The sequence below is a fragment of the Streptomyces sp. AK02-01A genome (assembly GCF_033795305.1).
Classification (GTDB): Bacteria; Actinomycetota; Actinomycetes; order Streptomycetales; family Streptomycetaceae; genus Streptomyces.
The window spans coordinates 67,574-91,530 of record NZ_JARBAE010000023.1; the positions used below are offsets into that span (position 1 = coordinate 67,574).

Consider the following 23,957-nt stretch of genomic DNA (forward strand, 5'->3'; position numbering starts at 1 on the left):
CTGGTGCACTCAGATTCCGGATGAACCGCCGCATATGAGGTTGGAGGGATGCGCCTTCCCTCGTCCAGACCGAGCGGCACCGTGGGTGAGCCGGGCGCGGCGCGAAGGGCTGAGGATGAGAGGAACACATGGTCTCTGTAACCCACGCGGCGCATAACATTGAAATCGCCGTTGGGAGCCTTCGAGAGGACCTCGCTCGCCTGCGGGTCCAGAAGCAGGCGCTGGAAAGAGAACTGGCCGCGGTCGTGGCACATCTCGGCTCGGTGCAGCGGGCCCTCACCGCCCTTGAGACCCTGATGCGTAACCCAGCCGATGCGGCTTCGACAGGCATGGCCGGTGCCGGGGCGCTGGAACGGGGCCAGGCCGCGACGCCCGTCGAACCGCGAACACACAGCGCCCCCGCCGAGCCCGTGGACGTCATTGCGAAGTCCGCGCTGCGAGCTCAGAAGTCGGAGAGCGGCGAGGACACCGAACGTCCCGCCGTCGGCACCGACTCGGACGGGCAGAAGAAGTACGGCAAGCTCACCGAGCAGATCATGAAGTACTTCGCCGAAGTCGGCGACGCCAACGTGCGGGCCCGTGATGTTGCCGCGGCTCTCGGTCGCGACTCCGACAGCGGAAGCATCAACGGCGTCCGCAGCACACTGGACCGTCTTGTCGGTACGTCCCGGGTCCAGCGAACCGGCCGAGGCATCTACCGCGCCAAGCGATCCTGAGGGCTGTCCCGTCATCCCTGGGCCCTGTCTGACACATCCCGCCTGGCCTGCGACGCCTGGCACGCACGCTCACCGCGTTGTCGGAGTCATCCGAGTACGTCCAGTACACGGATGATCCTCCGCCTTGGGACCGCACGCACCAGACGTCGCAGGCCCCGCCCCCCGGGCGGACGGCGCTATGCGTCAGACACGTCCCAGTGGATCAGCGCGCGGCGTCAGATGCGGTGCAGGCCGCAAGCGGCTTGATCCGCGCCTACTTGGCATCCGGCGCGCACCGGCCGACGCATCCGTCGGGCCCGCTGTGGCCCAGTGTCAGCGGCCAGCCGGAGCAATGGTTCCCGGGCGCCGCTCATCGGGGGGATCGCATGACGCCCGGGAACCGCACCTGCGGGCTCTAGTCGCAGGTGTGCCGCGTTTCGGACACCCCTTCACGGATAGTGTTGTACGGCGTCCGGAACACTGTGATCAGCCTAGCAAAGCTTTGCTGTCCCACCGACCATACGTTGGCATTGCGACGAAGACAGTGTTGATAACGGTGACAGAGGCGGCCACCACCTCGACATTTTGGCTCTAAATGAGGCAATCACTTCGGGATGGGAGCGGAAAGAGCGGCGACCTCGCCCGCGATTCCCAAACAGTGTTATGACGAGTTTCACAATGTCTTGAGTGATCTCTGTTGTTGGCGCAGCATCTGGAAGTGTGAACGCCTCCCCTGAACCAACGCCTCGTCAATCCCCCGCCGAAGACCGGGAGTCACCTCTCTCCCCCGGCACTCACACGGTTGCTGTCCGGCACGGATCGTCTCTCGTCGAGCAGCGCTACCATGTCGCCGGTACCGGCCCGGTGTGCGTCGCCCACTCCGGAGGGCCCGGCATTGGCTGGGACTATCTGCGTATGCCCCTGCTTGAGAAGGACCTGACCATGGTCTACATCGAGCCCGTCGGCACCGGCGCATCCGGCCGGCTGCCCGACCCCCGCGAATACAACCTGGCCACCTACACACACTTTCTGCACGCGGTGATCGAGCATCTCGCACTGCCCGAGATCGCCCTGCTCGGCCATTCGCACGGAGGGTTTGTCGCTCAGCGGTACGCGCTGGACCATCCGGAGCATGTCGCATCCTTGATCTTGTACGACACCTCGCCGGTGACAGGTGAAGGCTTCTGGTCTGTCGCGGTTGCCAACATGGAACGGTTCGCGCGGCGCCATGTCGCCGAACACCCCGAGGTGGCCACCTACGTCGCCGGTCTCACCGCACGGCTCGACCAGCTCGGCGACGACGGCGCGACCGCGGTGCTGCGCTCCATCTCTCCGGCGTACTTCTTCGACTACTGGGGACGCGAGGACGAGTTCGGCCCTGCACGCGAGATGCTGCGTATGTATGCCGAACCCTCATCGGGCGAAGGACCGCCGTTCGACGTCCGGGGCGAGCTGGCCGGCGTCAGCGCGCCCACGCTGGTCCTGGTCGGAGACGCGGACTTCATCTGCGGGCCGCACTGGGCACGGATGATCCACGACGAAATACCCGGAGCGCGGCTCGCGGTCCTGGACGAAACCGGCCACCTGGGGCACGTCGAGAATCCAGAAGGATTCGCCACGGCAGTGGCCACGTTCCTCGCCTCGGTAAACGGAAGCACTGAGTGAGCTGACGCGGCAGCGGAGCGATGGCCGGGCCGACGGCCGGGCCATCGCTCCACGCCCCGGAAGGACGTCCCCGGGTGTCCACCGGCGTCTGAGACCGTCTCCACGGTCTGGATCAGGCACCGGCTCGGCGAGGAGCCCAGAGTGACCGCGCCCGTCACCGTGGCAGTGCGGTCCCTCCGGGGACTGCTCCGTCGTCGGCGAGTCCGGGAACAGACGGGAACCGAGCAGCCCCGGTGGTTCAGCTCGACGTCCCCATGATCACAGCGACGCACAGCCCGATCATCGCCGCGGTGATCAGGACCATCGCGGTCAGCGTTCCTCGGAGCCATCGCCCGAAGCGGATATGGTGGTCGTCTTCCACCACACTGATGGTGTCAGCGATGTGCTCGGTCACCATGCGGGCAACGTATCTCTGCTCTTCGAGATACCACCGCTCGATATCAATTTTCTGCTCCTGGGTCAGCCCCGGCGCTCGTGCGGTGAAATCCGCTACGCGCCGATGCGCTGCTTCCAGATGAGCCTCCCAGTACAGGAATTCTTCAATGTCGGTCAGGCCGCGTGCGGCCTCCTCGCTCGCGTTCACGGTGTACTCCAAAGGGGAACAAGAAACCCAGTCCCGGCGATACGGGGTCCGGTGGGAGCGCGGTGGGAGCGCGGTGGGAGCGCCGGGCGGCCGACAAGTTCGTACGCCGTGGAGCAGCCACCGGCAACGCCCTTCACCGCGCGGCGGAAGTGGTCCGATGGTGCCGCCGGGCGGCCACTTCGCGGCTGAGCCCTTCCGTCATGCTCATGCGGCCATGTGGTCACTCGCCCGGCTCTCGCCGGGGTGCTGTGGCTTGCCGCTCGTGACAAAGGCGTCCCGTGGATGCTGAACGGAGGCGAGAGAGACGAGATCCCGGCCGAACAGTGCGGCGGTGAGCCAGACGGTGAGAACGTGGACCTTGCGCTCCCAGGTGGGTACGGCCAGGACGTGATAGCCCCGGTGCATCAGCCAGGCGGGAAGTCCCTTGATGACGATGTTCTTGTACTGGAAGATGCCTCGCCCCAGGCCCAGCGTCGCCACCACTCCCAGGCTGCTGTGACGGTAGTTCCGGATCCTCCCTCCGTGCAGGCCGGCTGCGATGTTCTTCGCGAGGCGCTTGCCCTGCCGCACGGCGTGCTGGGCGTTCGGGACCGTGTGCGCCCCCGGTACCGCTGAAGCCAGGTCAGGAACGGCCGCGTCGTCTCCGGCCGCCCACACATCCGGCACGGGATCGCTGTCGGTTCCCACACGAAGGTCTGGTCGGACCACGACCAGGCCCCGTTCGTCGACCGGCAGATCCGTGTGGTTGTGCACGACCGGGTTCGAGGCGTTGCCTGCGGTCCAGACGATCAGCGCCGAATCAAACTCCTCTCCGCTGGAGAGCACGACGTGCCCGTCTTCGGTGGAGACGAGCTGCGTGTTCAGATGGACGTGCGCGCCGCGGCGTTCCAAAGACCGCACCACCCAGGCACCGGGCCTGTCTCCCACCTCGGGCAGGATACGGCCCCGGGCCTCGACCAGGTGGAAGGACAGTTCGTCAAAGCTCAGCTCCGGATAGGACTTGAGCATCGCGGTCGCCAGCGACAGCAGTTCACCAAAGCCCTCGACGCCGGAGAACCCGCCGCCAACAAACGTGACGGTCAGCAGCTTTCGCCGCTGAGCGCCCGGCGGCAGTGACGCCGCCTGGTCGAACGCGGTCATCAGCCGGTCACGAATCGCCACCGCCTCCTCCACGTGCTTCAGGCCGATCGCCTGCTGCGCGAGACCCGGTATCGGAAAGGTGCGGGTCACGGCGCCGGCAGTGACCACGAGCGTGTCGTAACGGAGTTCGTAATCGGCTCCGCTCGCAGGCCGGACGGCGATCGTCCGGTCCGCATGGCGGATCTCGGTCACGCTGCCCGCGATCAGCCGGGTGCGGCGCAGGTGCCGCCGCAACGACACCGCGGCATGACGTGCCTCGACCGATCCAGCCGTTACCTCCGGGAGGAAGGGCTGGTAGGTCATGTAAGGACGCGGGTCGACAACCGTCACCCGTGCCTCGCCCGTACGCAGCGTCTTCTCAAGGCCCCACGCCGTGTAGAAGCCCGCGTAGCCGCCACCGACAATCACAATCTCACGCATGATTCCCTCTGTTTTCAGGTCGACACCAGATAGACCGTGTGGTGCGGGGTGGTGTGACACGCCACGGCGGTTCTGACGCGCGGTGTCTGAGTGGTGCGTGCGAGAGGTCACTGGTGGATGAGCCGCCGGACCAACTCCGGGATCCACTCGACGTACTCGATCTCTGCACCGTCGGCGTGGCGGGCGTAGAGAAACCGGCCCGTCGGGCCGCTCGTCGTGGGAGTGGTGATGGTGGCGTCGGCGGCCTCCAGGGTCGCGGCAAGGTCGTCGAGGTCCTCGACGACCACGGTGGCGGAGGCATGCGCGTACTTCGCACGCTCCTCGGCCGGGCCCGCGATGACGAGGAAGTCGCCGATGGCGGCCAGTTCCACGGAGTGGAACGCCAGCCGCAGCTCCGGCCGCGCGCCGGTGAGCTCCGCTAGGAGCGGCAGAGCACGGTCGAGGTTGTCGGTCCACAGACGGGCGTAGGTCTTCAGGATGCTCATGAGCGGCTCCATACCGAGTCGGCCACAGCCGGCGTACCGGGCGGGCCATTGGTCTCTTCTGGTTACTCAGAAACCGTAGGTGAGTATGCTCTGACGTGGAAGAACGCACTTTTCGGCGAGAGAGGAACCTCGTGGTTACCAAGCAGGTCGGACACGCGCCCGAGGACGGAGACGTGACGCGCGCCGACTCCCTGGCCCGCGAGATCTTCTCCGGTGTGGCCAACAAGTGGGCGCTACTGATCATCAACGTGCTGGGAGAGGAGACCCTCCGGTTCACCGAACTGCTGACCGAGGTGGGAGGCATCAGCCACAAGATGCTCACCCAGACCCTGCGCAGGCTCGAACGGGACGGGCTGGTGCGCAGGACGGTGTACGCCGAGGTGCCACCACGCGTCGACTACCGCCTCACCGAGGCGGGCGCGGCGCTGCGCGACACGGTCAACGGCATGTGCGAGTGGACCCGCCGGTACCTGAGCGAAATCGAGGCGGCCCGAGGGCGCTTTGACGCGCGGAGCAGCCGTACGGCTCAGTGAGTCCTGGCTGGCCGAAGAACTCCTGACGGTCACGGCAGCAGTTGCCGAAGTGGCTGTACGGCCTCGACCTGGGTCGTCCATGTCCTTGAGGAGGGCTTCACCACCAGCCTGTGCGCCGTGCTGCTGAGCGCCGACGGCTACAGCCGAAAGTATTCGCCGGCGAAGCCGTCGGCGCATCTGGAAGAACGCCACTCACTTCCCGAGCCGCTTCGCCGCCGAGGCGCGCCGGGCGAACACCTTGTCCTGGGAGTCCCGCATCTCCCGGAGAGCAGCTTTCCGTTCCCGCTGTGCGAGCCGGTCCAGATAAAGGTGGCCGCGCAGGTGATCGGTTTCGTGCTGCAGGCACCGGGCGAAGTATCCTCTGCCCTCGATCACCAGGGGATTGCCGTCCTTGTCGCAGCCCCGGACGAGAGCACGATCGAGGCGGGGGACCACGCGGTAAGGGCCGGGGACTGACAGACAGCCTTCGGGTTCCTCCACCAGGCGACGGGCGTCAGCGGATACCTCCTCAAGAACCGGGTTGGCGATGTGCCCAACGTGGCGCACACCCCACTCATCCGTGATGTCCCACACGAACAACTGCAGATCCACATCCACCTGGTTGGCGGCGAGTCCAGCTCCCTCCGCCACCTGGTTGGTGGCGGACATGTCATCGATCAGCCTCGCCAGCTCCACGGTGCCGAACTCAGTCACCTCCCGGCACCGGCGGCGCAGGATCTCCTCCCCGACCACGGTGATCCTGCGCACCGCACCACGCTCCGCCTCCGGCGCGAGCCGTGGATAGGACTCGACGGGTTTGCCCTGCACACGCACCCGGCGATCCCGCACCGTGTCACCGAACCGAACAGCCACGAACCATCAACCCCATCCACGCGGTGTCTTGGCCACGGACCCCAGTTACCGAGGGATCTGACGGCTTGCCAATGGCTTTGCAAAGTAGCAGACTTTGCAAAATGAGTGATGGAAACCATCGAGTCGAAGCCGCAGAGGCCCTGCAGGACCGGGCCCGCCGACTTCTGCCCGACCACCCCGTGCGCATTGCCCTGCTCGACCTGCTCGCTGAAGCCGGCACCCTCACCTCCACCGAGGCCGCCGTCCGCCTCGGACACAGCTCCGGCCTGTGCTCTTTCCACCTGCGCCAGCTCGCCCGGTACGGCCTCATCGAAGAAGCGCCTCACCAAGGAGGCCGGGCCCGGCCGTGGCGGCTGCGATGGGACACACCCCACCACACCGGCAAGGAAGAGCCGGAAGAATTCACCGCCCTCGCCCGCGGGCTGGAGGACGAGAGCTACCAACACTGGCTGGCTCACCGGAGCCAGGCGCCGGCGGATTGGCAACAGGACGAATCCTTCAGCACCGTGCTGCACCTCACCCCGTCCGAGGCTGCGGAACTCGCCACCTCCATCCGCCGCCTGCTCGCCCGCTACCGCAACCGGGAGGACCACCCCGCCACACGCTCGCCGAATGCCGTAGCCGTAGCCGCGGTCACCCGACTGTTCCCGCTTCTCGCCGAACATCCGGTGCCCCGCCGCAGCCCACGCCAGGCCGCGTTGAAGGATCGACCGACTCCTGAACGAGATCAATAGACAATCATCCTAGCTCTGTTCACGAGAACGGGTTCTGGCTCAGCTTCTGTGGTGCGGCCACGCGAGTGAGGGGGCGAGGAACGGCTGGACCAATCCCGATGGCGAAAATGAACCGGCGGTCAGTCTTCAACCTCTGCTGCCGACCGCTTGCTGAGGAACTGCTTCGCTACCTCAACCGCTTCTCTGTTGAGTTCCTCGAAAGGGACTCCCCAGCTCTCCTCCCAGCCGTCCAGGTTGTGCGCGCAGTGGACAAGGGGTTCCAGCTCTTCGGGGTAGCCGAGGTCGTAGGCGATGTCTGCCCAGATGAGGTGGGTGCCGGCGGCGGGATCCAGAGATCCGTCGGCGATCTGCCCGGCGACCCAGTAGGCCATTGCCCACTTCGCGGCCCGAGGGTCAGCGGGCGGGTGGAAGAGCAGTCCCAACTCCTCCAGCACTTGGTCGAAGAGTGCCGAAGCCTCGGGCTCTTCGCTTCTGAGGAGACCGGCCAGCATAGCGAGGGAGGGACTCTCAACCCCGGCAATCAGCGCGTTCAGCCCTGCCTGGATGAGCTGGTCAGACCCGACGTGCCTACCGAATGCCCTCTCGCGCGCGATGTGGCTGAGCTGTTTGAGGGCGTCGTCGCGGGTCATCACAGTCTTCTCGATCGGCATCTGGGAGAAGGAGGCTCGCACATTCGCAGACGGTGCTGCCATCGAGTTCCTCTGCCTGGTTCGGTGATCAGGGCATGAGAACCCTTTTCCGCAGGAGGGCGAAGCCCGCGCGACCGAACATCTGACGCTTTAGCATCTTGATGCGGTTGACATGCCCTTCGACGACGCCCGAGCTCCAAGGGAGGGTGAGGCCGGCGATAACGCGTCACGGTCGCGGTCGATGCCCGCGGCGAGGGTGTGGAGGCTGGGTAGGTTCCTGTGTGACGGCGTCGAGCCAGTCCGACAGTCGCTCGCCCTGGCGCTCGGTGAGCATGGTCGCGAAGGACCGGACGTGGCTGGTGAGGGCGTCGATTTCGGGGCAGTTGGCCCGCACGTTCTTCAGGTGGAGGTGTTCGGTCTCGGAGAGGGCTTCCGGGCAGCGGAGGATCCATCCGGCGACGGCCCGGGGCGAGGGCGGACGGGCTGTCACGGGCCGCGGCGAGGTGTGCTTCTGGCGGAGGTAGGCGCGAACGCGCTGGTAGCTGCCCTGATAGCCGAGCGGGCCTCAGGTACCACAGAGGGTTCAGCTGTCACTCGCAGTGCTCGGATCACAGAAGCTGAGCCAGAACCCGAGAACGGGCCGCGGTTCGACGTCGATTTGAGAGGCGGTGGGCGGTCGCAGCCTGGCCGGAATATTCACGAGTTTCGACAATACCTGGGCCTGCTAAGGCGTTCCCGCTGACGAGAACGCGGGGCCGGTAAGAGCCCGCAGCCGGGCAGGAGCGCGCCGTGCTGGGCCGACGGTTGCACCTGCCACCAGCGGTCCGCCTCAGCACGAGCCAACTCGGCGTCGTACTGACCCGCGTCGAAGTGGAGCTCCGGCGGGAGATAGCGCGCGGAGGTGCGCGCCGCCCACGGAACCTCCCGGTCCGACCACCGCACGATCTCTCCGAACCGCTGCACGGCCACGGTCAGGAAGCCGCGGTACCCGCCGGTGCAGTCGGGTTCCTCCAGCTCCAGGCGGCGGGCCTCTCCGGCCGCTCGGTGAGGATCTGGGCGAAGGAACGGACGGCCTTGGTCATCCCCCGGAGAGGCGGTCCGGTCGCCCGTCTCGTCCGACCGGTTCAGGAAGGCGCGCCGGTCAGGACCTCCACCTTGCCGGTGTCGAGCGAGTAGTAGGCGCCGACCACAGCCAGGTCGCCCTTTCCCACAAGTGGGGCAAGGTCCTGGTTGGAGCGCAGATCGGTCGCGGTCAATGTGACCTGGGCGCGGGCCATGGTCTCGACCGGGTCGGCGCCGCCTTCCCGCACTGTCTGCTCATACGCCGGTCGCAGAGCCTTGACGATCGCCTGCAGGTTGCCGGGCAGCGGTTTGCCGTCACGAAAGGACTTGTAGGCCGCCTCGACGGCGCCGCAGCGCTGATGCCCGAGGACCACGATGAGCGGGGTGCCGCTCGTCATGGGCCCGTACTCGACAGACCCAGTGACCACCGGGCCGATCGCTTCCCCGCCCGTGCGCATCACGTAGAGCTCACCCAGCCCTGTGTCGAAGAGGAGTTCGGGCGGCACTCGGGAGTCGATGCACGCGAGGATCGCTCCGAAAGGCTCCTGCGCCTGGGCCACGAGCTGACGCCGGGTCGGATCCCGGTCGGGGTGGTGAAGGTCTCCGCTCACCCAGCGCTTGTTGCCTTCCATCAGTCTCGCGAACGCCGCGGTGGACGTGGTCGGACGCGTGTCCGGCGAAGCGCTGGTCGCAGACGTGGCGGCGCTGGTCGCTGACGTGGCGGCGCTGGTCGAACACCCCGCGAGCGCGACCGTGGCGGCCGCAAGTCCACCAGCGAGCAGAGCTCTGCGATCCGGACGTTCTGCTCTGTCCATCGGTCATTCCCTTCGATGCCGCTCAGACGCGTCCATGCATCTTGACCAGGGGAATTGTTCATCGTGGTGTGCGTGACTTCGCCGCAGGCACAAGCGGGCGCGGGCGACTTCGCCACCGACGGCCCACAGAAACGGGCTCGGGTGGCGGCTTGAACGTCTGATACCGAGGCCACTCTGCCCGAGTGGAGTGCTGACGGGCCGGGTGCTGTCCGTTGTCGTGAACATCGCGATAGCGCGTGTTGATGTGCGGTGCGCCACCATCGGCACGCTGATGTACGCGTCGTTCCTCACCGCGCCCACCGCCGGCCGCCGGCTCGGCCCGGCGGTCCTCGATCGGTTCGGGCAGGTCATCGTCCCGCGAACAGCCGCCGCCGTCGCCGCCGCTACCGGCGTTGTCCTTTCGCACTCGGACCCTCCACCGGCCTGGCGTTCGCGGGAACACCACGGTGGGGACGGGCGCGGCGCTCGGCCTTCCGGTCAGCATGAGCGCCGGTGCCGACGACCCCGCTCATGCCGCCGGCCGGGTCGGCGTCATCACCTCGATCGGATACCGCGGCTTCGCCGGTGGCCCGCCGCTCGCACCCTACGTGTCGCGTTCGTCAGCTTGAGTCGGAAGAGCGCAATACGGCGGTGGATCCCCGGTTGGCGAAACCGGGGATCCACCGCACCGTTGACAGTCCGCCGTCATCAGGAGCGTGGCGGGCAGACCTGCCAGGTCGGCCTGGCCCGGCATCGCGTGGTCAGGAACCGTGGTGCTGTCGCCGGCAGGCCCACGCTGAGGCATTGCTCGGCGAGCAGCGCCATCACCGACGGAGCCGACCGGTGTCGGAGCCGTCGGGCCATGAGTGGCGGGCCAGTTCGAGGTTCCACCGGTGGCAGTGGGCATCGACGATCACGGCAGCGGCACCCGCGGATCGAGCAGTCCTGCCGCACGGAGGTCTGTCCACAACTGGTCGGGGAGCGGCAGCCGTGACAGATTCACATTGTCCGCGACCTCCTCGGGGCTCGCGGCGCCGACCAGGACGGTCGTCACCGCGGGATGGCCGAGTGGGAACTGCATGGCAGCCGCCCGCAGCGGCACGGAGTGCCGGGCGCAGATATCCCTGATCCGCAGCGCCCGGTGGAGGATGTCGTCGGGCACCGGGCGGTAGTTGTACGGAGCGCCGGGACGAGGATCGGCGAGCAGTCCGGAGTTGTACACTCCGGCCGCGATGACGTCCACTCCTCGCTGGACGCACAGCGGCAGCAGGTCCGAGAGGGCCGGCTGCTCCAGCAGGGTGTAGCGTCCGGCGATCAGTACACAGTCCAGGTCCGTGCGTTCTACCAGCTCGGCAAGGAGCCGGCTGCTGTTCATCCCCGCACCGACGGCCTTGATGACCCCCTCCTCCCGGAGCCGGACGAGGGCCGGAACGGTCTGGGAGACCGCCTCGTCGAGATGGTCGTCCGGGTCGTGCACGTGGACGATGTCGACCTTGTCCACTCCGAGCCGCCGCAGACTGCCTTCCAGGCTCCGCAGGACGTCGTCGCCGCCGAACGCCGGCCGTGGTGGTCCGCCCTCGCCGATCGACCACCCCACTTTCGTCGACAGCAGGAACGTTCTCTGCCCGGTGGTGGCCAGCGCGTCACCGACCCGCTGCTCGGAGAGCCCGTCGCCGTACTTGGGCGCCGTGTCCAGGAGAGCGACGCCCGAGTCGATCCCGGCGCGCACGGTCGCCACCGCCGTCGCGGGGTCGACCGGTCCGTACAGGTCGCCGATCGGGGCGCACCCCAGCCCGAAGGAGGCGGGTCCCGGTGCCTGCGCGGCGCCGGTCATGCGCTCTGGCCCGCCCGCCACTGCTCGTACTCCTCCCGGCTGTCGGGGCTGAGAGGGTAGTAGTCCGACAGGCGCGCGCCGCCGTCGATCCGCAGTCGGCTGAACTCCTCCCACTCCTCGTGGTCGGACGCGCTCCGCACCACCTGCTCGGACTTGGCGCGGGGCACGACGACGGCGCCGTCAGCGTCCGCCACGACCATGTCGCCGGGCAGGCAGAGCACTCCGCCGGCTGCGACCGGTACGTCGTACGCCCAGGGGAAGAGCTCGGACTGGGAGGCGTAGTGCGGTGTCGTCCCGGTGCACCAGATGGGTACGCCGAGGCGGCGTACCCGCTCGGCGTCGCGGATGCGTCCGTCGACGACGATTCCGGCACCGCCCTTTTTCTTGAAGTAGCGCACCAGCATGTCGCCGAAGCAGCCGGTGAACGCGCTGCCGTAGGCCTGGACAACGAGGACGTCGCCGGGCTGGACGGCCTCAAGTACCGCCCACAGAGCGGTGTTGCGTTCGACGTACTCCTGACCCAGTCCGCTGGCGACGTCCTCGCGCTGCGGCATGAACTGCAGGGTGAGGGCGGGGCCGGTGATTTTCAGGCCGGCTTCCATCGCGGTGGGCCCCTGAACGAAGCTGCGCCGGATGCCCAGTTCGTGGAGTTTGGCGCACGCCGTCGCGGAACTCACCCGGCTCAGGCCCTCGACCAGGGCGCTGTCGGGGCGCGCCCAGGGTTCGCCGCGGACCGGCAGCGGCCAGATCGCGGGCGCTTGTCCGGCGGGTGCCGCGGGCGCGGTGTGCGCGGCGTCGGAGGTGAGTGCGGTGGTGGACGGGTCAGTCACAGGTGGCTCCGGGAAGGCTGGGCGGGAAGGTGATGGGAGGGACGAAGTGTGTTCAGGCGCAGGTCGAGGACGAGCCGGATCTCGTGTCCGGGCGGCAGAGTGATGTCCACGCTGTTGCCGCCGACGTCGAGAGAGCGCTCGGCGTGTTCTGGTGCGGGAATGCGGTAGTCGTGCGCGTCTCCGGGGTACGCGTCGTGGGACGCGGCTCCGGCCCAGCGCGCGCTGGTGATGAGGTGCTCGCCGAACGTCCCCGCGCGCAGGCGCAGTCGGCGTGTCTCCAGGACACTGAGATTGACCAGCCGCACGGTGGTACCGGTCGGGTCGAGGGATTCGACGAGTGCCGCCACGTCGGCCGGCAGTCCGGGCCGGCTTCGGTCGAGGTCGGTGTAGCGCAGCCGGGCCAGTGGCAGTCCGCCGTTGTAGATGGTTTGCGGTGCGCCCGTGGTGAGTTGGGTGAGGACCTCGGTGACGACGGGGTTGAGGCGCTGCCACCAGTGCAGGTCGATCTCGTCCGGCGCCGCGTCGTCGGCGGCGATCAGAGCCATACGCCGGGCGACCTGGGCCAGTGCCAGTCGCAGCGCCTGTTCCGGGTAGTCGGGGTTGTCCCCCGCCAGGTAGGCGAGCCACGGCGGTTCGTGGCCCGCTTCCTCCTTGCCGCGGAACGCGCGCACCGCCCGCCAGTCGTAGCCGGCGACGTCACGCAGCGCGTCCAGGCGGGCCCGGTCCTCGTCCTGCATGCCGTACCACCACAGCCAGGTCCAGTACGCCACCTGGGCGGGCTGGTAGTCGAACCATCCCTGGAGTCCGATGCGGGTGGGCAGCAGGCTGACGGGATGCTCGGCCTCCTCCTGGAGGAGTGGCTTCCAGGTGTGGTCCTGGCTGGCCTCCTCCTCGCCGACCAGGCCGGTGCGGCGTTGGTCCCAGACCTGGTCCAGCGGACGGCGGGCCAGGTCCAGAGGTGCGAGGTCGCCGCCCACCATGCAGGCGCTGATCGCGCCGACCAGTGCGGCGGCGCCCACCGAGTGCACTCCGTGCGGCCAGGTCCAGCCGTAGTGGCCGCCGAACCAGCGGCCGCCGTGGTACTCCCCCACGGTCCCGGAGAGGCCGACGTTGTCGGGCATCGCGCCGCCGGCGGAGGAACGTGAACGCCAGGCGTCCACGTAGTCCGTCACCCAGGAGGAGAAGCGCGGGTCGTGGTCGTACAGCCAGGCGTTGACCGCGAGTGCGGTCGCTGCGAGGTTGACGGCGGTGTCCCCGCGGCCGAGGCGGTCGCGCATCGCGTGTCCCATCCGGGTCGCGAGGGCGGGATCGTCGAGGTCCTTCCAGGTCGTGATGCCGGGGACGTCCTGAAGTGGCAGGCCGTAGACGCGCATGCCCGGCTGGTCGGATCCGAAGCCGTCGTCCCACTGCGGGCCGAGGCCCGGGCGAGGACCGTCGGCGCCGTTGTGCGGCGCCCGGACGACGCGCGCGTGCTCGTCGTAGTTGCCGGTTGGGCTGCCGGGCAGGTACTGCTCGGCGAAGCGGACGGCGCGGCGTCGGAATGTCTCGTCGGCGGGGTCGGCGGCGCAGATGCCGTAGAACATCAGCAGTGCCTCGCCCTGGTGGAACCAGTCGTATCCCCGCTCGAACTCATCGGTGGATAGGCCGAGTTCGGTCAGTTGGACGGTGACGCCCTCCCAGTGCAGTTTGACCGCCGGCAGCAAGTCGTCGGCGCCGCCGAGCTGGTAGAGCGCGGGCCAGTTGAAGAACGCCTCGTAGAAGTCGTCGGCGCCGTCGCGGTCGTCGATCGTCCCTTGGTGGCGCAGGCGGCCGTCGGGTTCGGTGCAGCGGTCGCGGAAGGTACGCCAGGCGGTGTCGAGGTCGTCGAACAGCCGGCGCTGCAGGACCGCCCAGGACGGCGGAGGTCCGCTGGGAGTGGTGGCGGTGATGGCCGGCACGCCCGCCGTGGCGTCGGTCTTCGGGTCGGGAGTCATGTCAGCCCTTCGTCGCGCCGGTGGTCAGGCCGCTGATGATGTGCCGTTGCATGATCACGAAGAAGGCGAGCGCAGGGGCGATGGCGAGCAGCAGGTTGGGGAAGACCACGGCGTAGTGGGTGGAGTATTTGCCGACGGCCGCGTACACACCGGTGGTGACGGTGTAGAGGCCGCTTCCGGGGCCGAGGATGATCTGCGGGTTGGCGAAGTCGTTCCAGACACCGAGAGTGTGCAGGATCACCGCGGTGGCGACGACCGGACGCATCAGTGGGAACACGATCAGCCAGAAGGTGCGCAGCCGCCCGGCGCCGTCGACCGCGGCGGCCTGGTCGAGTTCGCGCGGCACCGTGCGGATGTGCGCGCTGTACAGAAACACCGAGACCGGGAGGGTCAGCGTTGTCTCGAACAGGACGAAGCCGGGGATGGTGCCCATCAGGCCGAGGTACTTCAGGACGTAGACGACGGGGATGAGCAGGACCTGGCTGGGCACGAAGGTACCGGCGACGAAGAGGAGCAGCAGTGCCGTGTGCCAGCGCGAGGTGCCGCGCGCGATGACGTACGAGACGGGAGCCGCGATCACGAGCGACAGCACATTGACCAGGACGACGAACAGCGCCGTGATGCCGTACGCCTTCGCCACGTTGAAGTCGGGGTTGTGCAGCGCGTCCCGGAGGTGGGACAGGCCGAGCCGTGACAGTGGGAGCCCGAACGGCGAGGTGCGGATGTCCTGTTCCGGCTTGAACGCGTTGACCACGAGCATCCACAGCGGCACCAGCATCACGAGTGCTCCGACGGCCAGCGCCGCGGCCCCGACTGCCCGCACGCCCCAGTCCGTCCTGCGGGAGCGGACCGGCGGGCCGGCGACCGTGCGGGGCGGTTGCCCGGCGAGGTCCGTCGGCGCGGGAGTACTGGCGGGAGTACTGGTGGAGCGTGCCAGAGTGGGTGGTGGCTGGTGGATCATGCGGATGCTCCTGCGTCAGCGCGGCGTCGCAGCAAGGTAACGGCCAGGGCGGCGATGCCGGTGACCACGGTCAGGACGACCGACTGGGCCGAGCCGTAGCCCAGCACGTTGTTCTGGAAGGACTCGGACAGGATCAGATAGGCGGCGGTCTGCGTGCTGCCCGCCGGTCCGCCGCCGGTCAGGGACAGCACCAGGTCGTAGGAACGCAGCAGGGACACCAGGGTGAGCACGATGTTGACGGTGACGATCGGGGCGACCATCGGCAGCGTCACACTGCGGAGTGTCCGCCAGCGGCCGGCCCCGTCGATGCGCGCCGCCTCGATCAGCGAAGCGGGCACGGTCTGCAGGCCGGCGATGTACAGCACCATGGTGAAGCCGAATCCGGACCAGACGATGACGGCGATCAGACTGGCCAGTGCCCAGCCGGGCCTGGACAGAAAGGGCAGCCCGGCGTGCCCGGCAGCCCGGAGAACGGTGTTGACGGCGCCGTTGGTGGACAGCAGCGCGGACCACAGAAAGCCGATGATCAGGGCACTGATGACGTACGGGTAGAAGAAGACCGTCCGCAGCAGTGTGTTCAGGCGCCCCGGCGTCGCGATGGCCAGCGCCACTCCGAGCCCGGCGAGGTTGATCACGACCGTGCCTGCCACGGCGACGACCGCTGTGATGCCCGCGGCGTGACGGACCTCGGGATCGTGCAGCAGCACGCGGTAGTTGTGCAGACCGACCATCGCCGGATGTGCGGTGTACCCGTCCCAGTCGGTCAGGCTCAGATAGCCCGACAACACCAGCGGCACCAGCATCATGACGGCGAACAGCACGACCGCGGGGGCCGTCATGACCACGCCGGCCAATCGGTCCCTGGTACGGGAGGAGACGGGCCACGCCCGGCGTCGTGTCACCGGACGCGGTGAAGGAAGGATGCTCACTTCGGCTGCGCCTTGAGCCAGTTGTCCACGTTCTTCAGCGCGCTGCCCGGGTCCGCGCCGGTGTACAGGCTCTGGATCTCCTTGTTCTCCTCATCCTCGAATCCGGCGGGCATCTGGTATTCGCCGCCGCCGACGATGGCCTGGCTGTCCTTGGAGGAGTCGAGCAGTCCCTGGACCTGGTCGGCCAGCGGGGAGAGACGGTACGGGTAGCCGGTGCGGAAGGAGGTGTCCTGCCGCAACTGGCTCTCCACCGCTGTGTGGTCGGTGGTCAGGAACTGCACCAGCTTGGCCGCGGCGCTCTGGTGCTTGCCCGCCTTGAAGATCCGGTAGTTCGCTCCGGGAGTGACCGCGAGCCGAGGCGTGCTCGGGCTGGTGAGCTGGGGTGCGGCGAACACGCCGACGTCGAAGTTCTTCTTCGCCTGGTGCTCGGCGGCGACGAACCAGCATCCCATCGGATACATCGCGGACTTGCCGGCCAGGAAGTCGGACTCCGCCTCCGGGTACTTGGTGCCCAGCGCGTTCTTGTCCAGGTAGCCCTTGTCCAGCCAGGACTTGTACAGGGCCAGCGACGGTCCCAGGTCCTTGCTCAGCTTCCTCTTGCCGTCGGCTGCCTGCAGGAACCAGTTGGGGTCGTCGGCGGTCAGGGTCGCGTCGAAGAGCATCATCACCTGCGCCTGGGTAACCCACTCTCCTGCCGTCTGCATCGGCAGATAGCCGGCTGTCTTGAGCTTGGCCATGTCGGCGGTGAGTTCCCGCATGCTCTTGGGCGGCGTGCTGATGCCGGCCTTGGCGAAGGCGGTCTTGTTGTAGAAGATCAACGACTGAGCCTGCTGCCCGATCGCCACGTCGTACAGGTGGCCGTCGAGCCGCTGCGCGTCCGCCATCGGGGCCGCGGCCGCCCACGGCAGTTCGGACAGGTCCCGAAGGTAGGGAATGACCTTCGCACTGTGGGAGCCCTCCACCACATCGGGCGGATTTCCCGCCGCGAGCAGTTGCGGGAGGGTGGTGTCCACGGCGCCGTCCGACGACGTGGGGGTGTCTATCGCGACCTTGATCCCGGGATTCGCCTTCTCAAAGGGCGCGACCAGCCCCCTCCAGTAGGACTGGGTCAGGTTGGGCGTGATGTTCACCAGCATCCGCACCGTGCCCGTGGCGCCCGACGTCGGATCGCTGCCCTCGGCGGACTCGAAGCCGCCACTCCCGCATCCCGTGATCACACTCAGGGCAAGCACTGTCGCCCCCACCACACCGATGGCTCTGCTCCGTGTCATCGCATCCTCCGGCAGATTCGCTTCTATCGATAGACGATATGATGTAGCCGGAAACTCAGGTGTCAAGAGCCAGTAACAAAATCGAAGCGATCATCGATAGGATGTCCAGCGGTCTAGTCAACAAGGAGGCACCATGGCAAGCGCCATCGGACAGCCGCTGACGCGGGTCCTGCTGTCCGACCAGGTGTACACAAGGGTCCGCGGCCTGATCATCAGCGGTGAACTCAAACCCGGTGACCGGCTGGTGGAATCGGAGATCGCACGTCAGCTCGCGGTCAGCCAGGCGCCGGTCCGCGAGGCGGTCAAGCGCCTGGTGCACGAGGGTCTCGCCCAACACATCCCGCGCCGGGGCAGCTTCGTCGCCTCGGTGGAGCAGGACGACGCGCACTACGCCCGTGCCGTACGGGTGGCCATCGAGGAGCTCGCGGCGCGCACCGTGGCCGAACAACGCCCCGACGCCGCCATGGACGCGCTGCGTGCGCAGGTGGAGGCGATGCGCGAGGCCGCGGCGGAGGGCGACGTGGGACGCTTCCGTGACGCTGACATCGGCTTTCACCGCCTCGTCTGCGAGGCCAGCGGCAATCCGTTCCTGCCCAAGGTCTGGGCCGTGATGGAGCCCAGCCTGCGGGCCCTGCGCGTGGTCTCAGATCCGCTGTTCACCGGCGACTGGTCGAAGATGGCCGACCACCACGCCGAGCTGCTTTCGGCCCTGGAGTCCGCGGACCCGGACGCCGCCGCGGCACAGTTCGCCGCCCACGCCCGCGGCGACGACGGCATCATCGCCGACGACTGAGCCGACCGGAGCCCCGTGCCGCTGCCCCGCAGGTCCCGCCTGCGGGGCAGCGGCATGTCCGGGCCCACACGCTCTCGGGATACCGGACCGGCCGGTCCGGTGGTGAGCCGTCCCGCAACTACAGATCTAATCGATAACATACGAAGTCAGGACACCGCTCGACGAGCTGGCTAGCATGCCCGATCATCGATAGTCGATTGGATCAGATCAACGATGAGACGGCGTCGCCCGCCACGCGGCCGGGACCGGCGCCGCCCTCGGCGACTTCAACAGCGGCGACCGGGTCACGTACTCGGCCGTCGGCTTCGGCACCGGCCGGAGCATGTTCGACAACTATGTCAACCAGTCGACGCGCGCCAGCAACAACTGTGACGCCACGTCATCCGAATGGACGGAGTGGCGAGAACAGCGCGAGCCCATACGCAGACGAGTAGTCCCGTCCGTCAGTCGAGAGACGGGCTGTACGTACGGCCGATCCGGCGGATCTCCTCCAGCGGGTACGGCGTCTGCCTGCTCTCGCACTGAAGCTTGCGAATGAAGTCCAGCATCACCGCGGCGAGCGGTGCGTGTCGGGAGAGGATCGCCGCGGCCTTCTCTGGGACTCCCGTGGGCCGCTCGCCCAGGGCATACGCCCGCACCTGCGCCTCGCGCTCGTCTCTTCCGTACCCGTACAGAGCGGCGACCAGCCAGTTCACCAGGTAGGTGACGGTGTAGCAGCGGTCGTAGGTCTGATGCCGGTCGAAGAAGTCGGCGTGGTCCCGCGACAGTTCGAAGCGGGAGGAGATGGCGAGGCCGTAGTCCGCGAAGTAGAGGCGCCTGCCATCGGTGAGGATGTTCTCGAAGTGGGCGTCGAAGTGGAGGAGTCCGCGGCTGTTCATGAACGCGGTTCCGGCCTCCAGCTCTTCCTCCACCATGGCGCAGGCCCGGTCTGCGGCCTCGTCGCCCGTGGAGAGCTGAGTGCCCAGCCACTGGTGCAGGTTCCGCGGGATGTACTCCAGGAACAGCGCCACGCTCGCCGAGGACCGCTGGAGGGCCTCGATCCGGCGACGCACCTGCGATCCGCCTCCCCAGTAGGCGACGGCCCGTTCGACATCGGCGAGTTCCTCGGGCAGCGGCGTCGAGTCCGGCAGTACCCGCCAGTGATACATCAGAGGAAAGCCCTCATATGCGCCCGCGAGCACCCAGTTCGTCGTCATGGTGTGCACGGCGAGCTCTCTCCAGGCCCCGAAGCCCGGTCCACCGATGCCGTACTGGCAGAAGACCGGAAGCTCGAACAGGTTCGCCGTGGAGCGGACGTACTCCGGTTGCCTCTCCAGGTCGGTCAGGGGCACCCGCTTGACGAAGACCGGTGTTCCGGCGACCTCCAGCAGGGCCGACTTCCCCCCGATGCCGGAACCGATCGGCACGGCCGTGTCCACCAGCTCGCTCAGCGCGTGATCGCTGCGCAGGGCCAGGAATGTGGAGACGGCACCATGGCCGGTGAGACGTGTACCACGGGACATGTCACGGTACTTCGCCGCTGTCTCCACTTGGCACCGACCTCGATCCAGCAACGGCCGCGTATGCCCGCCGTGCGCGGCCACGCCCTTCACCGGACCTTATGCGGTCCGGCGCTGCCCTTCCAGTTCCCCGGCTTCTCCGAGCCGGACGGCCGGCTGAAGCCCTGTCGCCACGCGCCTCACGGACACGCCGGTGTCCAACCGGCCTGCCGCGACGCACCGTTGGGAGGGCCGAGCGCGCCGCGGCCCGGTCTGGTGAAGCGGAGAGCGGCCGGCCACCCGGTTACCGGGCCTTCCGCATCCAGTCCTGGTAGTGCGTGGGCGCCAGGTGTGCGTCCGGTCCCGCGATGAGCACGTCGCCGGTGACGGCGGCGAACATGCCGGCCTGGTCGTCGGTGACGACAGTCCGTCCGTCGTGCCGCGCCGCCAGAGTGAGCCTGCCGAGCTCGTCGAGCGGGAAGACGTCCGGTCCCGCGGTGTTCCGGATGCCTCCCAGCGGCGCGCCCGTGGAGACCTCGACGACCGCGTCCACCACGTCCGCGGCGGCCATCGGCTGGAGGCGGGTGGCGGGCAGGCGGACGGTGTCACCGTCCGAGGTCCAGGACAGGACCGCGTCCATGAACTCGAAGAACTGAGTGGCGCGCACGATGGAGTACGGCGTGGGACCCTGCCGGAGCAGCTCCTCCTGCAGGGCCTTGGCCCGGTAGTAGTCGAGCTGGGGCACCTGGTCCACGCCGACGATCGAGAGGACCACCTGGTGCCGGACCCCGGCACGCTCTCCCGCGGCCAGCAGGTTGTTCATGGACGTACGGAAGAAGTCCAGGGACGCCTCGTCGAATGTCGGCGAGTTCGCCAGGTTGATCACGACGTCAGCGCCTTCCAGCACCTGGTCCAGGCCCTTGCCCGTGATCAGGTCGACGCCGGTGGACAGTGCCGCCGGGACGGCCTCGTGTCCGGCCGCCGCCAGCTTCCCGACCACCTGTGAGCCGATCAGTCCGGTACCGCCGATGACTACGAGTTTCATGGTTCTCACCTTTCACGGGCATGCCACCTGACACCCCGGGTCCGCTGAGGACGGCGACCTCAACTCGGATATTTCTTGTCCGTGATAATAGTCGTCTTTGTCCGGGTTAGCCGGAGGGCCAGGGTGAGGGCATGAAGCTGTCAGGAGGGGTCGAGTGGGCGTTGCACTGCTGCGTGGTGCTGACCACGGCGACGGACCCGGTGCCCGCCGCCCGGCTGGCGGAACTGCATGATGTCTCCGGCAGCTATCTGGCCAAGCAGTTGCAGGCGCTCTCCCGCGCGGGCCTCGTGACACCGATCCAGGGCAAGGCGGGCGGATATGTCCTGACCAGGACCCCTGAACTGATCAGCGTCCTCGATGTCGTCGTGGCCGTCGACGGCTCCCGGCCCGCGTTCGTGTGCACCGAGATCCGCCGGCGCGGCCCGTTGGCGACACCCCGGGAGGCCTGCACCCGGCCGTGCGCGATTTCCCGCGCGATGGCCGAGGCCGACGCCGCCTGGCGTGCGGCCTTGCAGGCGATATCCGTCGCGGACCTCGCCCGGAGTGTCGACGAGGACTACGGCCCTACCGCGCTCGCGGGCATCCGCACCTGGCTGACCGGACAGAGCGACGGCGATACGGCGGTTCCCGCTCACTGATCACCGTGACGAACGGACCCGACACCTCCACGGTCAGCACTACTGAGCCCGTCAGACCCATACGGCACAAAGGTCTTGTCCGCGCGGTGTGGGCCTGACCGATTCGTTCAAGACGGACTCGGCAGCGGCTTCGTATCGTCGTGGCCATGGACACCAGCGCTTCAGCCTCGCGGCACATCAGCACCTATATCGATCGGCCCTCCCACGAGGTCTACGACTATGCGTCGAACCCCGCCAACCTGCCCAAGTGGGCCCAGGGACTGGGGAACTCCATCGCCAAGATCGATGGGCAGTGGATCGCGGAGTCGTCGCCCATGGGACGAGTCGTCGTTGCCTTCGCGCAACGGAACGAGTTCGGTGTACTCGATCACGACGTCACACTGCCCTCGGGCGAGATCGTCCACAACCCGGTGCGAGTGATCGTCGACGGCACCGGGTGCGAGGTGGTGTTCACTCTTCGCCGACGGCCTGGGATGAGTGACGAGGACTTCCAACGCGACGCGGATGCCGTATGCGCCGACCTCACCACACTCAAGCAGCTATTGGAGCGCGCATAACGAGCTGCGAGGACGACATCAACCGCGCTCTGGCCGTTCTGTCCCTGGAGGCCCGGATCGCACAAGGTGGTGCCGTCACGATCCGGTTGAGCCACACCCGGTACAGCGCACCGCCACGACGCAAGCGACTACGGCGGACGCGGCCGCCCGGTGTGCGGGCATCACACTGCGGCGCGGTGTGTTCGCGGCCGTCCCGGGCGGGCCCACCCGGGGAGCAGGGACGGCGGCACCGCCACGCGTCCGTCGTGCAGCCGGAGTCGGTATCAGGCCGGCCGCGGAACCGCGTCCCGGTCTCAACGCTTCGCCTTGTGCGGGCAGATCACCAGCAGGCAGCTACGGACCCGCACGTCGTCGATGACGGGACCGGCCGCGCCCGGACTCGTACCGGCGAAGGTCAGTGTGACGGATGTGCCGAGCAGAGTGGTGAAGACCGCCGTCCGCCGGACGTATCCCATGTCGCGCCGGGAGCGGTTCGTGATGTCGAAGCTGAAGTTCTGCACGGTCGCGCCATTGACCCGGAGCGCTCCGGTCTTCAGGACCGGGCCGTAGTCCGGGTTTCCGGCCAGCCAATAGGTCACGACGTACGAGGTCAGCGGAAGGGTGGTGATGGTCTGCGACACACTGCCGGGCTCCACGCCGTTGAGGTCGAGGGACTGGTACCCGTCGGCCGCGTCCCACTGGCGGTCGGAATTGAGGTTGACACTGTCGCCGCCCACCGTCCAGGGGCCGATGGTCTCTCCCGCGACCGGCTCGGTGAAGGTGACCGGATACGGCACCACCGGTGTTTCGAAGCTGCCGTCGGCCAGGTCCCCGGCGGCCATGGACAGGGCCACGGGATCCGAACCGGCCGTGTCCGCCGCGTGTACGGGCCCCGCGACGGCGGTGGCCGCGGTGAGAAACAAGGCGCCTGCGGACAGTGCGGTGGCACAGAGGCGTACTGATGGCATGAGGTGAACCTTTCGTCTCGCACAACGCCGAGCGGCGAGCCCTTGGCCCAGGCCCCGCTCGGAGTGTGCCGACCCTTCCGCGCGGCGCCAAGAGCCCCGTGGCCCGGCCGGAGCCCGGTCACCGCCGCCGGTCGTGGCATCCGAGCCCGACGGGCGCGCGATGGTTTCCGGTCGCGCCCCGGAGGACATGACGGCTGATCAGGCCGTCGGCGCCGTGCGGCCTCGATCGTGCCCGCGATCCCGGGAAGGGAGTGCGCCGGGGCTTTCCAGCGTTTCCGCACTCCAATCGGGCTTGCGCGGTCCCGCCGAGTACCGCCTGGCGGATCGTCCCGGCGGCTTTGAAGGCCGGCCGATGTCGCCGGGCGGTTCCTGTCCGCCTGCCCCGTCGCGTCCGTCGTGCTCCTAGATGTCCGTCATATCCAGCCGTCGAGCGAGGCCATGAAGCCGTCGAAGTCGTCCCGGTGGATGGTGTGGCCCGCGCCCTTGACCGTACGGATCTCGAACCCGCGCCGGTCCAGTTCCGCCGCGTCCGCCGCGGAGATCATCACGCTGGGATCGGCGAGCTGCACCAGCGAAGGAACGACCGGGCGCTCCGGCAGCAGATCCGCCCCGTACACCGAGGCGATGCCGTACGCGGTCTGCTCGTCCCAGGCGGCGAGCGCCGCCACCTCGTTCGCGACGTCCTCGCTCGTCCAGCGCGGGTTCAACGCGACGATCTCCGCCTCGGACAGCGACTTGCCCCGGGCGAGGACCTCCGGTCCGAAACCGCTTCCCGGACCCGGCAGATGCCACGCCGGGTCGGAGTAGACCGCGCGGCGCGGGGCCAGCCGCTCCACGGCGAGCGAGAGGGCCAGGGCCCCGAGCGAGTGGCCGATCGCCACCTCGGCGGCGGCGGGCAGTGTCTCCACGAGGTCGTCGGCGAAGAGCCGCGCGCCGTACGGGCCGCGGTCCGCCGTACCGTGCCCGCGCAGGTCCACCGCGATCACCCGCAGTCCACGCGCCGCGAGCGCGGGTCCGACCCGGCGCCAGGTCCGGTGGTCCGTCATGATGCCGTGCACCAGGAGGGCGACCCGGTCGCCCTCACCCCATGTACGGGTAGGAAGCCGCAC

The 23,957-nt window shown here is 68.2% G+C and carries 23 protein-coding genes; 7 read left to right on the top strand and 16 right to left on the bottom strand.

Features of this window, described 5'->3' with window-relative positions:
- Nucleotides 1-128: 128 nt before the first annotated feature.
- Together PV679_RS21465 and PV679_RS21470 are read left to right on the top strand one after the other, a co-directional pair.
- Nucleotides 129-716 (top strand): hypothetical protein, encoded by a 588-nt coding sequence (locus tag PV679_RS21465; protein ID WP_319681956.1) that lies wholly within the window; start codon nucleotides 129-131, stop codon nucleotides 714-716.
- A gap of 699 nt (nucleotides 717-1,415) precedes the next feature.
- Nucleotides 1,416-2,360 (top strand): alpha/beta hydrolase, encoded by a 945-nt coding sequence (locus PV679_RS21470; protein ID WP_319681957.1) that lies wholly within the window; start codon nucleotides 1,416-1,418, stop codon nucleotides 2,358-2,360.
- A 238-nt stretch (nucleotides 2,361-2,598) separates the two neighbouring features.
- Here PV679_RS21470 and PV679_RS21475 read toward each other — a convergent pair whose 3' ends face one another.
- The 3 genes from PV679_RS21475 to PV679_RS21485 all read right to left on the bottom strand — a co-directional run bounded on the left by PV679_RS21475 (nucleotide 2,599) and on the right by PV679_RS21485 (nucleotide 4,988).
- Nucleotides 2,599-2,943, bottom strand: a complete 345-nt coding sequence (locus tag PV679_RS21475; protein WP_319681958.1) for a hypothetical protein — start codon at nucleotides 2,941-2,943, stop codon at nucleotides 2,599-2,601.
- A 204-nt stretch (nucleotides 2,944-3,147) separates the two neighbouring features.
- Nucleotides 3,148-4,503, bottom strand: coding sequence for an NAD(P)/FAD-dependent oxidoreductase (locus tag PV679_RS21480; RefSeq protein WP_319681959.1), 1,356 nt, complete (start codon nucleotides 4,501-4,503; stop codon nucleotides 3,148-3,150).
- A gap of 107 nt (nucleotides 4,504-4,610) precedes the next feature.
- Entirely contained in the window at nucleotides 4,611-4,988 is a 378-nt protein-coding gene (locus PV679_RS21485) for a VOC family protein (protein WP_319681960.1), read from the bottom strand.
- Between the two features lie 131 nt (nucleotides 4,989-5,119).
- Here PV679_RS21485 and PV679_RS21490 point away from each other — a divergent pair, with 131 nt between their 5' ends.
- The gene (locus tag PV679_RS21490) at nucleotides 5,120-5,521 is read left to right on the top strand and encodes a helix-turn-helix domain-containing protein (protein ID WP_319681961.1); all 402 of its coding nucleotides are present in this window, start codon (nucleotides 5,120-5,122) and stop codon (nucleotides 5,519-5,521) included.
- A 192-nt stretch (nucleotides 5,522-5,713) separates the two neighbouring features.
- On the opposite strand, the gene def is transcribed toward PV679_RS21490, so the two are convergent.
- Nucleotides 5,714-6,328, bottom strand: a complete 615-nt coding sequence (def, locus tag PV679_RS21495; RefSeq protein WP_319682000.1) for a peptide deformylase — start codon at nucleotides 6,326-6,328, stop codon at nucleotides 5,714-5,716.
- A gap of 146 nt (nucleotides 6,329-6,474) precedes the next feature.
- Between def and PV679_RS21500 the strand changes: the two genes are divergently transcribed.
- Nucleotides 6,475-7,107, top strand: coding sequence for a helix-turn-helix domain-containing protein (locus PV679_RS21500; RefSeq protein WP_319681962.1), 633 nt, complete (start codon nucleotides 6,475-6,477; stop codon nucleotides 7,105-7,107).
- A gap of 119 nt (nucleotides 7,108-7,226) precedes the next feature.
- Here PV679_RS21500 and PV679_RS21505 read toward each other — a convergent pair whose 3' ends face one another.
- The 8 genes from PV679_RS21505 to PV679_RS21540 form a co-directional block, all read right to left on the bottom strand.
- A complete protein-coding gene (locus tag PV679_RS21505) occupies nucleotides 7,227-7,757 on the bottom strand; it encodes a hypothetical protein (protein WP_319681963.1) in 531 nt (176 codons plus the stop codon).
- Between the two features lie 1,103 nt (nucleotides 7,758-8,860).
- On the bottom strand, nucleotides 8,861-9,613 hold the full coding sequence (locus PV679_RS21510) for a carbonic anhydrase (RefSeq protein WP_319681964.1): 753 nt from the start codon (nucleotides 9,611-9,613) through the stop codon (nucleotides 8,861-8,863).
- 892 nt (nucleotides 9,614-10,505) lie between these two features.
- The gene (locus PV679_RS21515) at nucleotides 10,506-11,426 is read right to left on the bottom strand and encodes an aldo/keto reductase (RefSeq protein ID WP_319682001.1); all 921 of its coding nucleotides are present in this window, start codon (nucleotides 11,424-11,426) and stop codon (nucleotides 10,506-10,508) included.
- Nucleotides 11,423-12,256 (bottom strand): ribonuclease activity regulator RraA, encoded by an 834-nt coding sequence (locus tag PV679_RS21520; protein WP_416069771.1) that lies wholly within the window; start codon nucleotides 12,254-12,256, stop codon nucleotides 11,423-11,425. The genes PV679_RS21515 and PV679_RS21520 overlap by 4 nt, the downstream gene beginning before the upstream one ends.
- On the bottom strand, nucleotides 12,253-14,229 hold the full coding sequence (locus PV679_RS21525) for a hypothetical protein (protein ID WP_319681965.1): 1,977 nt from the start codon (nucleotides 14,227-14,229) through the stop codon (nucleotides 12,253-12,255). Before PV679_RS21525 ends, PV679_RS21520 begins: the two co-directional genes overlap by 4 nt.
- A 1-nt stretch (nucleotide 14,230) precedes the next feature.
- Nucleotides 14,231-15,190, bottom strand: a complete 960-nt coding sequence (locus tag PV679_RS21530) for a carbohydrate ABC transporter permease (protein ID WP_319681966.1) — start codon at nucleotides 15,188-15,190, stop codon at nucleotides 14,231-14,233.
- On the bottom strand, nucleotides 15,187-16,029 hold the full coding sequence (locus PV679_RS21535; protein WP_319681967.1) for a sugar ABC transporter permease: 843 nt from the start codon (nucleotides 16,027-16,029) through the stop codon (nucleotides 15,187-15,189). Before PV679_RS21535 ends, PV679_RS21530 begins: the two co-directional genes overlap by 4 nt.
- An 86-nt stretch (nucleotides 16,030-16,115) precedes the next feature.
- Nucleotides 16,116-17,390, bottom strand: coding sequence for an ABC transporter substrate-binding protein (locus tag PV679_RS21540; protein WP_319681968.1), 1,275 nt, complete (start codon nucleotides 17,388-17,390; stop codon nucleotides 16,116-16,118).
- 133 nt (nucleotides 17,391-17,523) lie between these two features.
- On the opposite strand from PV679_RS21540, the gene PV679_RS21545 reads away from it, so the two are divergent.
- A complete protein-coding gene (locus tag PV679_RS21545) occupies nucleotides 17,524-18,183 on the top strand; it encodes a GntR family transcriptional regulator (RefSeq protein ID WP_319681969.1) in 660 nt (219 codons plus the stop codon).
- Nucleotides 18,184-18,626: 443 nt separating this feature from the next.
- Here PV679_RS21545 and PV679_RS21550 read toward each other — a convergent pair whose 3' ends face one another.
- Nucleotides 18,627-19,685, bottom strand: a complete 1,059-nt coding sequence (locus tag PV679_RS21550; RefSeq protein WP_319681970.1) for a protein kinase family protein — start codon at nucleotides 19,683-19,685, stop codon at nucleotides 18,627-18,629.
- A 280-nt stretch (nucleotides 19,686-19,965) separates the two neighbouring features.
- Nucleotides 19,966-20,706: an SDR family oxidoreductase gene (locus PV679_RS21555; protein WP_319681971.1), complete on the bottom strand. Its 741-nt coding sequence runs from the start codon at nucleotides 20,704-20,706 to the stop codon at nucleotides 19,966-19,968.
- Between the two features lie 131 nt (nucleotides 20,707-20,837).
- Between PV679_RS21555 and PV679_RS21560 the strand changes: the two genes are divergently transcribed.
- Both PV679_RS21560 and PV679_RS21565 read left to right on the top strand, forming a co-directional pair.
- On the top strand, nucleotides 20,838-21,344 hold the full coding sequence (locus tag PV679_RS21560) for an Rrf2 family transcriptional regulator (protein WP_319681972.1): 507 nt from the start codon (nucleotides 20,838-20,840) through the stop codon (nucleotides 21,342-21,344).
- A 146-nt stretch (nucleotides 21,345-21,490) separates the two neighbouring features.
- Nucleotides 21,491-21,901, top strand: coding sequence for an SRPBCC family protein (locus PV679_RS21565; RefSeq protein ID WP_319681973.1), 411 nt, complete (start codon nucleotides 21,491-21,493; stop codon nucleotides 21,899-21,901).
- 293 nt (nucleotides 21,902-22,194) lie between these two features.
- On the opposite strand, the gene PV679_RS21570 is transcribed toward PV679_RS21565, so the two are convergent.
- Together PV679_RS21570 and PV679_RS21575 are read right to left on the bottom strand one after the other, a co-directional pair.
- Nucleotides 22,195-22,848: a DUF642 domain-containing protein gene (locus PV679_RS21570; RefSeq protein WP_319681974.1), complete on the bottom strand. Its 654-nt coding sequence runs from the start codon at nucleotides 22,846-22,848 to the stop codon at nucleotides 22,195-22,197.
- Nucleotides 22,849-23,261: 413 nt separating this feature from the next.
- The gene (locus tag PV679_RS21575; RefSeq protein WP_319681975.1) at nucleotides 23,262-23,957 is read right to left on the bottom strand and encodes an alpha/beta hydrolase; all 696 of its coding nucleotides are present in this window, start codon (nucleotides 23,955-23,957) and stop codon (nucleotides 23,262-23,264) included.